This is a genomic window from Bradyrhizobium sp. IC4059, assembly GCF_020193615.1.
Lineage (GTDB): Bacteria > Pseudomonadota > Alphaproteobacteria > Rhizobiales > Xanthobacteraceae > Bradyrhizobium > Bradyrhizobium yuanmingense.
This window is the reverse complement of the sequence record NZ_JADYVH010000058.1, coordinates 1-385: the sequence shown is the minus strand read 5'-3', so window position 1 is coordinate 385 and position 385 is coordinate 1. Positions and strand designations below refer to the sequence as shown.

Genomic DNA, 385 nt, shown 5'->3' with positions numbered 1-385 from the left:
GTGTGCATTTCTCGGCTTTGCCGCTGTGATGGTTGAAGAACACCTTCTTATACGGGCAGCCGGACACACACATGCGCCAGCCGCGACAATGGTCCTGGTCGACAAGGACGATTCCATCCTCGGCACGCTTGTAGATCGCCCCAGATGGGCAGGCAGAAACACATGTCGGGTTGAGGCAGTGTTCGCAGATGCGCGGCAGATAGAACATGAATGAATCCTCAATGGACTTGCGTACCGTGAGGTTCATTTGGTGTAGGACTGGGTCCTGATCGAGGGTTTCCATGGAGCCACCAAGATCGTCATCCCAGTTGGGGCCCCAGTCGATGGTGTCCTTGTGCTCACCCGTGAGGGCTGATTTTGCTCGGGCAGTGGGAATGTGCTGAGT

At 56.1% G+C, this 385-nt stretch carries 1 protein-coding gene; it reads right to left on the bottom strand.

Translation table 11 applies throughout. The features are described 5' to 3' along the window. On the bottom strand, nt 1–385 hold a 385-nt coding region (locus tag I6F12_RS37090; RefSeq protein WP_225158557.1), incomplete at both ends, for a 4Fe-4S dicluster domain-containing protein.